Origin of the sequence: Gordonia sihwensis (genome assembly GCF_029632925.1) — a bacterium.
GTDB lineage: Bacteria > Actinomycetota > Actinomycetes > Mycobacteriales > Mycobacteriaceae > Gordonia > Gordonia sihwensis.
Genome location: NZ_CP121248.1, coordinates 3,544,397 through 3,557,116, shown reverse-complemented (window position 1 = coordinate 3,557,116; position 12,720 = coordinate 3,544,397). Strand labels below are relative to the sequence as shown.

At 70.5% G+C, this 12,720-nt stretch carries 9 protein-coding genes; 7 read left to right on the top strand and 2 right to left on the bottom strand.

Annotated elements, in window-relative coordinates:
- The first annotated feature begins 33 nt into the window (after positions 1-33).
- Together P5P27_RS16940 and P5P27_RS16935 are read left to right on the top strand one after the other, a co-directional pair.
- Positions 34-1,149, top strand: coding sequence for an amidohydrolase family protein (locus P5P27_RS16940; protein ID WP_006896069.1), 1,116 nt, complete (start codon positions 34-36; stop codon positions 1,147-1,149).
- A 97-nt stretch (positions 1,150-1,246) separates the two neighbouring features.
- Positions 1,247-2,116, top strand: a complete 870-nt coding sequence (locus tag P5P27_RS16935) for an SDR family oxidoreductase (protein WP_006896070.1) — start codon at positions 1,247-1,249, stop codon at positions 2,114-2,116.
- Here the strand turns inward: P5P27_RS16935 and P5P27_RS16930 are convergent.
- Positions 2,101-2,676, bottom strand: a complete 576-nt coding sequence (locus P5P27_RS16930) for a TetR/AcrR family transcriptional regulator (protein ID WP_045539864.1) — start codon at positions 2,674-2,676, stop codon at positions 2,101-2,103. The genes P5P27_RS16935 and P5P27_RS16930 overlap by 16 nt on opposite strands.
- Positions 2,677-2,766: 90 nt before the next feature.
- On the opposite strand from P5P27_RS16930, the gene P5P27_RS16925 reads away from it, so the two are divergent.
- The gene (locus P5P27_RS16925; RefSeq protein WP_278127461.1) at positions 2,767-3,606 is read left to right on the top strand and encodes a sulfurtransferase; all 840 of its coding nucleotides are present in this window, start codon (positions 2,767-2,769) and stop codon (positions 3,604-3,606) included.
- Between the two features lie 5 nt (positions 3,607-3,611).
- On the opposite strand, the gene P5P27_RS16920 is transcribed toward P5P27_RS16925, so the two are convergent.
- On the bottom strand, positions 3,612-5,249 hold the full coding sequence (locus tag P5P27_RS16920) for a (2,3-dihydroxybenzoyl)adenylate synthase (protein WP_278125165.1): 1,638 nt from the start codon (positions 5,247-5,249) through the stop codon (positions 3,612-3,614).
- 114 nt (positions 5,250-5,363) lie between these two features.
- On the opposite strand from P5P27_RS16920, the gene P5P27_RS16915 reads away from it, so the two are divergent.
- Genes P5P27_RS16915 through P5P27_RS16900 form a run of 4 tightly spaced genes read left to right on the top strand, consistent with a single transcriptional unit; the run spans position 5,364 to position 12,176 of the window.
- A complete protein-coding gene (locus P5P27_RS16915; RefSeq protein WP_006896074.1) occupies positions 5,364-6,734 on the top strand; it encodes a salicylate synthase in 1,371 nt (456 codons plus the stop codon).
- Positions 6,731-10,240, top strand: coding sequence for a non-ribosomal peptide synthetase (locus P5P27_RS16910; protein WP_278125163.1), 3,510 nt, complete (start codon positions 6,731-6,733; stop codon positions 10,238-10,240). The genes P5P27_RS16915 and P5P27_RS16910 overlap by 4 nt, the downstream gene beginning before the upstream one ends.
- On the top strand, positions 10,237-11,553 hold the full coding sequence (locus P5P27_RS16905) for a SidA/IucD/PvdA family monooxygenase (RefSeq protein WP_278125161.1): 1,317 nt from the start codon (positions 10,237-10,239) through the stop codon (positions 11,551-11,553). Before P5P27_RS16910 ends, P5P27_RS16905 begins: the two co-directional genes overlap by 4 nt.
- The gene (locus tag P5P27_RS16900) at positions 11,550-12,176 is read left to right on the top strand and encodes a GNAT family N-acetyltransferase (RefSeq protein ID WP_045540529.1); all 627 of its coding nucleotides are present in this window, start codon (positions 11,550-11,552) and stop codon (positions 12,174-12,176) included. Before P5P27_RS16905 ends, P5P27_RS16900 begins: the two co-directional genes overlap by 4 nt.
- Positions 12,177-12,720 lie beyond the last annotated feature (544 nt).

Below are 12,720 nucleotides of genomic sequence, written 5' to 3'. Positions count from 1 at the left end.
GCTTGTGGGTTGTGGCACGCTAGCGGTGTGACGATGCTCGGTGGACTGCTCCCTGGAATCGTCGACGCGCACGTCCACTACTTCAACCCCACCCGGTCGTCATGGGCGCTCGCCCGCTTCGCGCGGCTGTCGGCGCCCCGGCTGCGACGGTTCGTGCCCACGCCGGCCCTCTCGCTCGCCGCCCGCGTGGGCACCAGCGCCGACCGCCTGTACGGTCTCGATTCGAGCATCCTGACCTCAGCCTACGAACCGGCGCAGTATTCCAGCGACGCCGTCGCACTGCTCTCCATCGCGGGCGTCGGTGTGGAAAGCGTGGTTCAAGTGGAGTCGCACTGGCGGCCGGCGAGGGACCCCGAGTCGCTGATGAACTCGTCGTTCGACGAGCTGAAGTACCTCACGGCGCTTCCGCACGGTCAGAAGGGTCCGGCGCTCGGTGCCACGGTCACGGCAGCCGACCCGCGACATCCCCTGTTCGGCGCCGCTCTCGACCGTCAGCTCGCGTACTCCGACCGCGTTCGCGCCGTCCGGTTCAAGTGGGCGCGGCACGCCGATCCCGAACTGCCGGACTGGTGCGACGAACCGGATGTGGTCGCTTCGACCAGCTTCCTCAAGGGCTTCGAGGAGCTCGCCGAACGTGATCTGGCGTTCGTCTCGGTGGCCTACTCCCATCAGCTCGGGCAGCTGGACATGCTCGCCCGGCGGTTCCCCGACACCACGATCATCGTCGAGCACATGGGGATGCCCGCGGGTGCGTTCGGACCGGTCGGCGCGCAGACCGGCATGACGGCTGCCGCGCGTGCCGAGATCCTGAGTCTGTGGCGCGAACGCACCGCCATGATCGCGAATCGGCCGAACGTGGTGGTCAAGGTCTCGGGACTGGGCCTCGCGCTCCTCGGCTACGGCCGGGAGACGTCGGGCACCATCGCCAGCCGAGCGGTACTGGCCGACATGGCCGGTCCGCTGGTACTGCATCTGGTCGACCGGTTCGGTCCCGACCGCGTGATCTTCGGCTCCGACTCCCCGGTCGACCGCCCCAACTCGCCGATCGGCATGACGGTCGGCGCACTGCTCGACGTCCTCGGCGACCGCGGCGACCACCTGTTGACGCAGTTGTTCGCGGGGAACGCCAAGCGCATCTATCGATTCTGAGACGTCAGCCGGCGCGTCGACTAGGTGCCGAAGGGTGTGCCGCCGGATAGAACGTGTTCTAGAGTCGGGAGCGAGATCGCACCTGAGAGAGGTATTCGTGGGCAAGTACGTGGTGACCGGCGCGGCGTCGGGAATGGGACACGAAGTGGCGCGACGCCTGCGGGCGGACGGGCACGAGGTGATCGGCGTCGACCTCGCGGACGCCGACGTGGAGGCGGACCTCTCGACGAGCGCAGGCCGGGCACATGCGGTTCGCGCGATCATGACCCGGGCCGGCGGCAGGCTCGACGGCGCCGTGTTCGCCGCCGGGGTGGGCGCGCTGCGCGGCAAGGAACGGCTGACCGTCGAGGTCAACGTGCTCGGCGTCACCGAACTCCTGATGGGTCTGCAACCCGAACTCGCCGCGGCCGACAAAGCCAAGGTGGTGGTGTTCGGGTCCAATTCGACGACGTCGACGCCGTTTGTGCCGCGCCGGGCCGTCAGACTGCTGGAGGCGGGCGAGACCGAGAGAGCCGTGCGCATCGTGCGCCGGATGGGGCCGCTGTCGGGACCCGCGGCGTACGCGGCGTCGAAGATCGCGGTGAGCCGCTGGTGCCGGCGGCACGCGGTGTCCGATCAGTGGGCCGCCGCGGGCATCCGCATCAACGTCATCGCTCCGGGGCCGGTGCTCACGCCTCTGCTGCGCAAACAGCTCGCCAGTTCGACGGCCGCTCAGGTGCGCTCGTACCCGGTGCCGGTGCGTGAGTACGGCACGCCCGAGCAGATCGCCGACTGGGTGATGATCATGCTCTCGCCCGCGGCCGACTTCATGACCGGTTCGGTGGTCACCGTCGACGGCGGCACCGAGGCGCTGCTGCGGACCGACGACTGGCCCGCCCGTCTGCCGCTGCGGCGCGTCCCGCGGATGCTGTCGGCGTTGCGCAACGCACCGAGGAAGGGGCGGGTCGCGGACTACTCCGACGTCTGATCGGCCTTGCGCGGAAGACTGAGAGTGCGGTCGACGATGCGGCGCATCGCCCATTCGAACTCTTCGGGGCCGGCATCCGAGCACTGGTAGCCCACCAGGACCATCAGCGAATGCGCGGCGATCTGCTCGGGCTCGTCGGGGTCGGCGATCAGGTCGCCGACGAACTCGGCGACGGCCTCGCGCCGGGTCCGGTCCACCTCTCGTACCGCGGCTGCGACGTCGGGGTCTTTCGACGACCAGACGCGCAGCGCCCGCTCGGTGTGGTGCGGCAGATTCCGCGACGCCTCGACCACTGCGAGTATCCGGTCCACCGGGCTGCCGATGGTGCGCAGCTGTGCCACTACGTTGGCCGTCGCCTCGGTCTTCCAGTGCTCGATGAGCGCGGTCTCGAAGTCCCTCCAGCTCTTGAACGAGTGGTAGAAACCACCGGTGGTGAGACCGGTCTCCGCGCACACCGTCGACTGTTTGAAGCCGCCGTAGCCGTCGCGGGCGAGGACGCGCAGGCCGGCGTCGAGGAACCGGGAACGGAGCGGGTCGAGCGCGGACGGTGATTCGGACATGGCCCGATTGTCGCACGTCGCCGGTGCCCTACAGTCGTGGTGACCTCGGCCGTACGACGGCCGCACTCGCAGGCGAAGGGAACCGCAGCGATGATCTCCGACCACCGAGGCCAGGTATTCACCACAGTCGAGGACCTGGTGGAGGCGATGCTGTCGTCACGGCCGCCGGTGGTGCTCGACGTGCGCTGGCAACTCGGCGACGACGCCGGCCACGACCACTACCGGGCCGGGCACGTGCCGGGCGCGGTGTACGTCGACCTCGACACCGAACTGGCGGCACCGCCCTCGCCTGCCGCGGGCCGACACCCGCTGCCCGACCTCGCCGACCTGCAGGCCGCGGCCCGTCGGTGGGGCATCGACGTCGGGTCCCGGGTGGTGGTGTACGACGACTGGGAGGGCAAGGCGGCGGCGCGCGCCTGGTGGCTGCTGCGCTGGGCCGGGCTGGCCGACGTCACCGTTCTGGACGGCGGTCTGGCGGCATGGAAGTCCGCGGGCATGCGCGTCTCCACCGGAGATGCGACTCCGCGCGTCGGCAATGTGGTGCTGTCGGGCGGGCATCTGCCGGTCGTGACGATCGACGAGGTCGCGGCGCGCGACGGTTCGACCGTCCTGCTCGACGCCCGTGCGCCCGAGCGTTACCGCGGCGACGTCGAGCCGGTGGACCCGAGGCCCGGGCGCATCCCCGGTGCGGTGAACGCCCCGGCGGGCGCCAACGTGACCGCCGACGGCAGATTCAAGCCGTACGGCGAACTCGCCGACCACTTCCGGGCACTCGGCGCCGACCGGGACGCCGTCGTCTACTGCGGCTCGGGCGTCACCGCCGCGCACACGATCGCCGCCCTCGCATCGATCGGGGTGTCCGCGGCGCTGTATCCGGGGTCGTACTCGCAGTGGTCGGCCGATCCGGACCGCCCGGTGGAACGCGGCTGAGCGCGCTATCGCGCCTGGCTCGCACCCGCCAGGCGCGAACGCAGTGCACTCTTGTCGATCTTGCCCACCGAGGTCACCGGTAGGGCGTCGACGGTGTGCAGACGGTCGGGCAGCTTGAACGACGCGAGGCCGCGCTCGGAGAGGAAGGCGCGGACGTCGGGCAGCGAGGGTGCGGTGCCGTCGCGCCCGGGCACCACCACCGCGCAGATGAGTTCACCCAGCGCGTCGTCGGGCAGGCCGACGACGGCGGTGTGCGCGATCCGCGGATGCGCCAGCAGGTGCTCTTCCACATCGTCGGCGGCCACGTTCTCGCCGGCTCGGACGATGGTGTCCTTGATGCGACCGGTGACGGCGAGGTGCCCGGACGGAAGCCGGCGCACCAGATCTCCCGATGAGTAGAAGCCGTCGTCGGTGAACGACCGCAGGTTGTGTTCGGGCGCCCGGTAGTAGCCGCGGATCGTGTACGGTCCGCGGACCTGCAGTTCGCCCTCCTCGCCGTCGGGCACCGGCCGGCCGGCGTCGTCGACTATCCGGACCTCGTCGAGCGGACTCATCGGCAGCCCCTGGCTCACGTGCACCAGATCGCGTGGATCGTCGGCCCTCGTGTAGCAGATCAGACCCTCGGCCATGCCGAAGACCTGCTGCACCACCGGGCCCATCGCGGCGTCGATCGCGGCCGCATCGGGTGCGGCGAGTTTGGAGCCGCCCACCTGCAGCAGTCGCAGCGAGGAGATGTCGGCGGGCTCCCATTCGGTTGCCGCGCACCACAACTGGGCCAAAGCGGGGACCAGCGCGGTCACCGTGACCCGGTATCGCTCCACCACGCCGAACGCCGAGTCGGGGCTGGGATCCTGGGTGAAGACGGTGTGGCCGCCCGCTGCGATCATCCCGAGCAGTCCGGGGCAGCAGAGGGGGAAGTTGTGCGCTGCCGGGAGCGCCGCGAGATACACGTCGTCGGCCGTCAGTTCGGCGATAGTGGCCGAGGTGGCCGCGTTGAAGGCGTAGTCGTTGTGCGTGCGCGCGATCAGCTTCGGCAGTCCGGTGGTGCCGCCGGAGACCAGGAAGAGCGCGGGCAGATCGGGATCGACGGTGACCGGCGGTCGGGCGTCGGCATCGGGCAGCGGGGAGAACACGCCGGGATCGCCGTTGACGAAGACGTGCTCGACGGACGGGACGCGGTCGCGCAGATCGGCGGCGAGCCCGCGGTAGTCGTAGCCGCCGCGAACGTCGTCGCACAGATACGCGCGCGCCCCGGAGCCCGCGGCGAGATGAGCGATCTCGGTGATCCGGTGGGCCGGCAGCGCCATGACGGGCACGATGCCCGCGCGGAGGAGGCCGAACGCAGTGGCGGCGAACTCGACGGAATTGTGCAGCTGCAGGACGACGCGCTCTCCGGGCTTCAGACCCGCGCCGATGAATCCGGCCGCACGGCGGTCGGCGGTGGCGAGCAGTTCGCGGTAGGTCAGGGTGAATCCGGTGGCCGCGTCGGTGACCGCGGGGCGGTCGGGATCGGTGGCGGCGCGGTCGGCGAGCGGTGCCCACAGGGGGCGATCGTCGAATACGCCCGCGGCGCGGTAGAGGTCGGCGCGATCGGGCCGATGGGGTGCGAACCCGGTTTCGAGAGTGTCCGCTGAAGGTGGCATGCTCGGTCCTAGCTCTAGTTGACGAGGGCAGCCTAACCTACGAGTCGCGGGTGATGTAGATTAGCCTCACCTAATTTTCTTGCGGATCTCCGCTGTGAACGATGGGACTGAACAATGGTTGTGGCACCTGCTTCTCCGGTGGGGGACGCGCCCGTCGACGACGATCTGGCCGCGCGGGCCGCCGCGGTGTGCGGCGCATGGGCGTCGTCGGGTGAATTCGGTGAGTACGTCGTCTACGAACGAGACGGACGCTGGACGTTCGCCGCTCGTCCGCAAGCACGCATCATCCTCACCAAGACCATGGTCATCGTCGATCCGGCGCCCGGAGACGACCACTGCACGCCTCGTGAGATCGCCTGGGACGGCGAACCCGCGGCGGCACTGAACCAGGCGCTCACCGGGCTGGGTCTGCCCCGGTGGCGGCTGTACGGCTGGGTCGGATTCGACTACTGCGCGCCGCACTACGGCCTGCTCGACCGCGTCCGTGACGACGTGGTGCTCGCCCATCTGATCGTGCCCGGGCTCGAGGCCTTCGTGGACGCGGACGGGATCTCGGCACCGGGGGCCGACGAGGCCACTCTCGCGCGACTGCGCGAACTCGCCGATCTGCCGGTCCACGCCGGCGGGGAGGAGTCGATCCGCCGGGCGGAGCCCGTGGAGATCGATGTCTCGGCCGACCCCGACGACTACCGCGGCCGGGTCGCGACGGCCGTGCGCGAGATCAACGACGGCCGATACCAGAAGGTGATTCTGTCCCGCAGTGTCGATGTGGGCTTCGACGTCGACATCCCCGCGACCTACGTCCGCGGCCGCAAGAGCAACAACCCCGCGCGGTCGTACCTGCTGCATCTCGGCGGACTCGAGGCCGCCGGTTTCAGCCCCGAGTTGGTGGTCGCCGCCGACGGTCTCGGGTCGGTGGTCACCGAACCGCTCGCGGGTACCCGTGCCTTCGGCCGCTCGCCGGAGGCGGACGCCGCCGCCCGCGAAGACCTGCTCTCCGATGAGAAGGAGATCGCCGAACACGCGATGTCGGTGCGCGCGTGCTTCAGCGAGATCGAATCGGTGGCGCTGCCCGGCACCACCGCGGTGAACGAGTACATGGTGGTCCGTGAACGCGGCAGCGTGCAGCATCTCGCGTCCACGGTGTCCGGGAGGCTCGACCCGGCTGCCGGACCGTGGCGGGCGCTGGGCGTGCTGTTCCCGTCGATCACCGCCTCCGGCATCCCCAAGGCACCCGCCCTCGAGGCGATCTACCGGCTCGAACCCGCGCGTCGCGAGCTCTACTCCGGCGCCGTCCTGATCGCCGATTCGAGCGGTGAACTGGAGGCGACGCTGGCGCTGCGCACCATCTTCGCTGAGGGCGATCGCGTGTGGCTGCGCGCCGGCGCGGGGATCGTCGGGCAGTCGCGCCCCGAGCGGGAGTTCGAAGAGACCTGCGAGAAGCTGGCCAGCGTGGCCCCGTACGTCGTGCGGGCGGCGCGGTGAGCGCGCCGACCGACCGGCCGACGGCCGCCGCAGTCCGCGAGGACGTCGCCGCGCTGCTCGACGTCGATCCGGCCACCATCACCGACACGGACGACCTCATCGGTCTGGGCCTGGACTCGATCCGGATGATGCGGCTGGCCGGCGGCTGGCGCAAGAGCGGACACGACGTCAACTTCGCCGACCTCGCCGCCCGCCCGACCGTCGCCGACTGGGCGGTCATGCTCGGCGCAGACCCGGCGGACGAAGCGGCTTCCGCGCCTGCCGAGTTCGACGAGTCGGCGTGGTCGGAGGCGGCGTTCCCGCTGGCGCCCATGCAGCACGCGTACTGGGTCGGACGCACCGGTGCCGCCGACCTCGGCGGTGTGGCCGCGCACCTGTACGTCGAGTTCGACGGCGCGGGTCTGGACCCCGACCGGCTCGCCGCGGCGGCGCAGGCGCTCGCCGCCCGCCACGGCATGCTCCGCGCACGGTTCCGTTCCGACGGACGCCAAGAGGTGCTCGACACTCTGCCGCGACCGGCGCTGACGGTCGACGATCTGCGCGAGGCCGTACCCGGCGAGATCGACCGGATCCTCGAGCAGCGGCGCGAGGCCAAGAGCCACCAGGTCCTCGACATCGCTGCCGGACAGGTCTTCGACCTCACGCTCACCCTGCTTCCCGGCGGTCGCCACCGTCTGCACTTCGACATCGACATGCTCGCCGCGGACGCGATGAGCTACCGCACCCTGCTGCGCGACCTGGTCTCGGCCTACGACGGTGCGCAACTGCCGCCCCTGGCCATCGAATACCGCGACTACCTGCGGCATCGGGCCGAGCATCCGGATCCGGCACGCGCCGCCGACCGCGAATGGTGGACCGCACGGCTGCCTGACCTGCCGGGCGGACCGGTCCTGCCGACCCGCCCGCCCGGGCAGTCGCAGAGCGCTGCCCCGCGGGTGCGGCGGATGAACCACTGGCTCGACGCTCGGGCCCGCGAACGTCTTCTCGCCGCAGCACGCGAGCGCGGAGTGACGCCGGCGGCGGTCGTGGGAGCGGTGTACGCCGCGAGCGTCGGCGCGTGGTCTGCCACACCGCGTTTCCTGCTGAACGTGCCGCTGTTCCAGCGAGTGCCGATGCACGACGAGATCGAGTCGGTCTCCGGAGACTTCAGCTCCTCGATCCTGGTGGACGTCGACCTGAGGACGCTGACCGAACCAGGCCGCGGGTCGGTGCTCGACCTCGCGCGCGAGGTGCAGCGACGGATGCACGAAGCCGGTGCGCACAGCGCGTACGGCGCGCTCGAAGTGCTTCGCGACCTCGGCCGTCTGCGCGGCGAGACGGTGCTGGCCCCGGTGGTCTTCACCAGTGCGCTGGGGCTCGGCGAACTCTTCGCCGACGAGGTCTACGACCGGCTCGGCGAGCCCGCGCACATCGTCTCGCAGGGCCCGCAGGTGTTGCTCGACGCCCAGGTCACCGAGGTGGGCGGTGGCCTGCTGACCAACTGGGACGTCCGCATCGACCAGTTCCCAGACGGCGTGGTGGAGGCCATGTTCGAGCACTTCACCAATGCGCTCGACCGGCTCGCCGCCGCCGATTCGACGGCGGGCTGGCTGGCCGAGGCGCTGCCGCACCTGCCCGCCGCCCAGCGGGCGGTCCGATGCGAGGTCAACGACACCGCGGCGCCGACCTCCGGGCGTGTGCTGCACGAAGGCTTCTTCCAGATCGCGGCCCAGCACCCCGATCGCACCGCGCTCGTCTGGCGCGACGGGAGCGCCACCTACGGTGAACTCGCGGCACAGGCGCTCGCCGTGGCGGCCGCGCTGCGGTCGGCGGGAGTGCGGCCGGGCGATGCGGTCGGTGTGCAGATTCCCAAGGGCTACCGGCAGGTGATCGCGACGCTCGGCGTCTACGCCTCCGGTGCCGTGTGGGTTCCGGTCACCTACGATCAACCCGCTCCGCGGCGTTCGGCCATTCTGCGGACCGGCGAGGCGTCGCTGCTGCTGACCGACGGGGTCGTGGCACCAGACGCACTGGACGTTCCGGCGCTGGAACTGAGCGACGCGATGGCGGCGGCACCGCTGTCGGGCCCGTACCTGCCCGACCCCGAGGCGTTGGCATATGTGCTGTTCACCTCGGGTTCCACCGGTGCTCCCAAGGGTGTCGAGGTGCCGCACCGGGCGGCGATGAACACCATCGACGACATCAATCAGCGTTTCGGTGTCGGCCCCGACGACCGATCACTCACGGTCGCGGCACTGGAGTTCGACATCTCGGTGTACGACATCTTCGGCCTGTACAGCGCGGGCGGAGCGGTGATCGCCGTCGACGCCGACGACGCCAAGGACCCGGCGGCGTGGCGCGAACTCCTCGTGACCCACCGCGCGAGCATTCTGACCTGTGTCCCCAGCGCGCTCGACATGTTGTTGACGTTGGCGGAGACGGAGGCCGACGGTGCGGCGCTGGGTGATTCGCTGCGCGCGGTGCTCCTCGGCGGCGACTGGGTGGGCGCCGATCTCCCGGACCGACTGCGCGCACTGGCCCCGCGGGCCCGTTTCGCCGGTCTCGGCGGAGCCACGGAGATCGCGATCCACGGCACCGTGTGCGAGGTGACCCGGGCGCCGGAGCACTGGACCAGCGTCCCGTTCGGGACACCGTTGAACAACGTGGCCTGCCGAGTGGTCAGCGAACTCGGTGCCGACTGCCCCGACTGGGTGACTGGCGAGCTGTGGGTGGGCGGCGACGGCGTCGCGCACGGCTACCGAAACGAGCCGCAGCGCACCGCGGAACGGTTCGTGGAGTTCGAGGGCCGCCGGTGGTATCGCACCGGTGATCTCGCGCGCTACTGGCCCGACGGCACGATCGAGTTCCTGGGCCGCGCCGACAATCAGGTGAAGATCCGCGGGTTCCGCGTCGAACTCGGCGAGATCGAAGGTGCTCTGCGCTCGCTGCCCGACGTGCGGCATGCGGTGGCGGTGCTGATCAAGGGGAACGGACCGGCCACGCTGGCCGCCGCGGTGGCACCCGAACCGGGTGCCGCGCCGTCACCGGAGGGCCTGCTCGCCGAACTGGCCGGATTGGTTCCGGCGTACATGGTTCCGGCGGTGCTCCAGGTCCGGGACGAGCTCCCGCTGACCGGCAACGGGAAGCTCGACCGCGCGGCCATCACCGCGAGTCTGAGCGGCGCGTCCGACGTCGGCGCGCCCCGGCGGTCGCCGGAGACCGATCTGCACCGCGCTCTGCTCGACATCGTCGCCGGTGTCCTCGGCGGTGATCGCGAACTGGGCATCGACGACGACTTCTTCGCCGCGGGCGGCGACTCGGTGCTCGCCACCACCGTCATCGCCCGGATCCGCGACCTGCTCGACGCGCCGCAGGCCGGGGTGGCCGACATCTTCGCGGCGCGGACCGTGGCGGAGCTGGCGCGCCGACTCGACGCCGCCGACGAGCGGGCGGGACGGCTGGAGCGCGTGGCGACGATCTACCTGGAGATCGCCGCGATGGACGATGAGGAGTTGATGGCGCAGTGACCGTGAACCGCCCCGACGCCGGAGCGTCCGACGCCTTCTCCGCCGGCACGCTGGTGGCGATCGGCGCCGGACCCAAGTCGCTGTCGGTGGCCGCCAAGGCCAAGGTGATGGCCGATCTCGGCCTGCCCGCGCCGCGCGTGGTGATCGTCGACCGGTACGGGGTGGGCGGCAACTGGCTTCCGCTCGGCGGCTGGACCGACGGTCGTCACCGGCTCGGCACCAGCCCGGAGAAGGACCTCGGCTTCCCGTACCGCGGCGCGCCGCACCGCACTCATGCCGCGCAGATCAACGCGGGAATGCTGGAGTACAGCTGGATGGCGTTCCTGGTGGCGCATCAGACGTACACCGAATGGATCGACCGCGGCCGGCCCAACCCGCACCATCACGTGTGGGCTCGCTATCTGGACTGGGCGGCGGCCAAATCGGGGGCCGAACTGCACATCGGCACGGTGGAGCGCGTCCGCGTGGTCGACGGCGGATGGAGCGTCGACTTCCGCACGTCGGACGGCGGTCTCGACAGCGTCGACGGCGACGGACTGCTGGTGACCGGACCGGGTTCGAGTGACGAGCCGCTGCTCGACGATCCCCGCGTACTGTCGGTGGCCGGTTTCTGGGATGCGGTGTCGCGCAGGGCGATTCCGGCGTCGTCGCGAGCCGCGGTGATCGGCGGCGGTGAGACCGCGGCGTCGGCGCTGGACGAGTTGGTCCGGCACGAGGTGATGTCGATCTCGGTCATCTCACCGGCACCGACGATCTACACCCGCGGCGAGAGTTACTTCGAGAACTCGGTGTTCTCCGATCCGACGGGGTGGCCGTCGTTGCCCGCGGCGGAGCGGCGCGATGTGATCCGCCGGACCGACCGCGGCGTGTTCTCGGTGAGCGTGCAGGAGAACTTGCTGGCCGACGAGCGGATCCACCACCTGCGAGGCCGAGTGACCGCCGCGCGACGGGTGGGGGAGTCGGTGGCGTTGACCCTCGGCAACCCAGGCCGGTCGGCGGCCGAGCACTCGTTCGATCTGGTGGTGGACGCGACCGGCGGTCGGCCGCTGTGGTTCCTGGACCTGTTCGACGCCGAGAGCGTCGACGAACTCGAGCTGGCGCTGGGCGGACGGCCCGACCTACCGCGTCTGGAGACGGCGATCGGGCACGATCTGGCGGTCGAAGGGTTGTCGCAGGCGCTGTATCTGCCGAATCTGGCCGGCTTCGCGCAGGGCCCCGGTTTTCCGAATCTGAGCTGCCTCGGCGAGCTCTCCAATCGGGTATTGCGCAGTGCGGTGGATCGGTCGGCGGCGCGGACGGGAGCGAAGCGATGAGTGCGTCCGACACGGGATACCGCATCGAACGCGAGCTGACCGACGTCTCGGACGCGGTGCGCGAGGCGGGCGCCCCGCCGGTGCCGTCGACGATCGGCGCGTTCGCGTTGCGCACGGTGGAGCCAGGGGGAGCCGACCCGGCACTGCTGGAGGAGTGGTTCGCGCGGCCGCACCTGGTGCAGACCTGGGAACAGGAATGGTCCGCGGCACGCTGGCGGGACGACGCCCGGTATCGCCTCGACGGCGACTACTCGCGGCCGATCATCTTCTCCCGCAAGGGCGTTGATGCGGGGTACCTGGAGATCTACCGCGTGGCGCGCGACGAGATCGCCCGCCTGTATCCGGTGGACCCGCACGACCTCGGTCTCCACGTCGCGACGGCTGATCCGGAGTTGCTCGGCCGCGGGGAGATCTCGGCGTTCATCCGTGAACTCGCCGACGCACTCTTCGCCGCCGATCCCGACTGTCGTTGCATCGCCGTGGAACCCGCGTCGTCGAACACTCCCATGCGCCGAGCCCTGACCAAGCGCGGCTGGACCGATCACGGCGAATTCCAGGTCCGCCCGGACCGCCGCATCGCCCTCCACCTGCTCCCCCGCGAGAGGAGCTCCCCCCATGCCTGAGCACCCCTCACCCAGGCTTGTTCAGCGAGCGAGCCCCAGCAGGCTTGTTGAGCGAGCGCAGCGAGTCGAAACGATCACGAGTCCCAGCAGGTTTGTTGAGCGAGCGCAGCGAGTCGAAACGATCACTCGCGCAGGCCGGGACCGCCCCGCGTGTTGTGGACTCACCCTGCGTCTGGTGGTTTCGACTCGCTTCGCTCGCTCAACCAGCCTGGATGGTGGCTCAACCGGCCTGGGGGTGAGTGTTCGTCCAGCGGACAGGGTGGCTCTCCCCAGGTTTGTTGAGCAAGCGAGTCCCCCCAGGCTTGTTGAGCGGGCGAATCCCCCCAGGTTTGTCGAGCGAGCGAGTCCCGGCAGGGTTGTTGAGCGAGCGCAGCGAGTCGAAACGACCGCTCGTGCAGGCTGGGACCGCCCCGCGTCTTGTGGAGTGAGTCTGCGCCTGGTGGTTTCGACTCGCTTCGCTCGCTCAACCAGCCTGGAGGGTGGCTCAACCAACCTCGAGGGTCGCTCAACCAGCCTGGAGGGTCGCTCAACCAGCCTGAGGGCT

Excerpts from the sequence above, each read along its gene's own strand:
- P5P27_RS16940 (WP_006896069.1), top strand. The coding sequence starts at position 34 with ATGCTCGGTGGACTGCTCCCTGGAATCGTCGACGCGCACGTCCACTAC.
- P5P27_RS16930 (WP_045539864.1), bottom strand. The coding sequence starts at position 2,676 with ATGTCCGAATCACCGTCCGCGCTCGACCCGCTCCGTTCCCGGTTCCTC.
- P5P27_RS16925 (WP_278127461.1), top strand. The coding sequence starts at position 2,767 with ATGATCTCCGACCACCGAGGCCAGGTATTCACCACAGTCGAGGACCTG.
- P5P27_RS16920 (WP_278125165.1), bottom strand. The coding sequence starts at position 5,249 with ATGCCACCTTCAGCGGACACTCTCGAAACCGGGTTCGCACCCCATCGG.
- P5P27_RS16915 (WP_006896074.1), top strand. The coding sequence starts at position 5,364 with ATGGTTGTGGCACCTGCTTCTCCGGTGGGGGACGCGCCCGTCGACGAC.
- P5P27_RS16900 (WP_045540529.1), top strand. The coding sequence starts at position 11,550 with ATGAGTGCGTCCGACACGGGATACCGCATCGAACGCGAGCTGACCGAC.